Origin of the sequence: Methylobacterium sp. BTF04 (assembly GCF_010692745.1) — a bacterium.
Classification (GTDB): domain Bacteria; phylum Pseudomonadota; class Alphaproteobacteria; order Rhizobiales; family Beijerinckiaceae; genus Methylobacterium.
Map to the genome: position 1 here is coordinate 1 of NZ_JAAHTB010000230.1, position 720 is coordinate 720.

At 67.2% G+C, this 720-nt stretch carries 1 pseudogene and 1 other annotated feature; the pseudogene reads right to left on the bottom strand.

Going from position 1 to position 720, the window contains the following annotated elements:
• Positions 1-720 (bottom strand): annotated as a pseudogene (locus tag G3T14_RS24480) (IS3 family transposase); the annotation flags it as partial.
• Positions 494-610 (bottom strand) — a sequence feature (AL1L pseudoknot). It overlaps the preceding pseudogene by 117 nt.

Genomic DNA, 720 nt, shown 5'->3' on the forward strand with positions numbered 1-720 from the left:
GGACGGGACGACGCTCGTGCAGGGCTTGCTCCAAGGCATCCAGCACGAAGGCAGCGTGAGCCGTCCGAGAGACCCGCCAGCCGACGATGCGGCGGGCGAAGACGTCGATCACGAAAGCCACATAAACGAAGCCAGACCAGGTCGCGACGTAGGTGAAGTCGCTGACCCACAGGGCGTTGGGGCGCGGTGCCTTGAACTGTCGGTTGACCCGGTCGAGCGGGCACAAAGCTGCCGGATCGGGGATCGTCGTCCGGACCGTCTTGCCCCGCACGACGCCCTTCAGTCCCATCGCCAGCATCAGCCGCGCCACGGTGCACCGAGCCACCACGATCCCTTCCCGGCCGAGCTGCCGCCAGACCTTGCGCACGCCGTAGACGTGGAAGTTCGCCTCGAACACGCGCTGGATCTCGACCATCAGCGCCGCGTCGCTCCTGGCCCGTGCCGGCAGCTTTCCGGGATCGGCACGCCGCGCGGCATGGGCATGGTACGTCGACGGGGCGATCGGCAGCACTTTGCAGATCGGCTCGACCCCGTAGGCATCGCGGTGCTCGTCGATGAACGCCTTCATCGTTTGAAAGGGCGGTCGAGCTCCGCCATCGCAAAATACGCGCTGGCCTTCCGGAGGATCTCGTTGGCCTGACGCAGCTCGCGGTTCTCGCGCTCCAGTGCCTTGATCCGCTCGCGTTCGTCCGTGCTCGGGCCGCCCCGCAGACCCTTGTC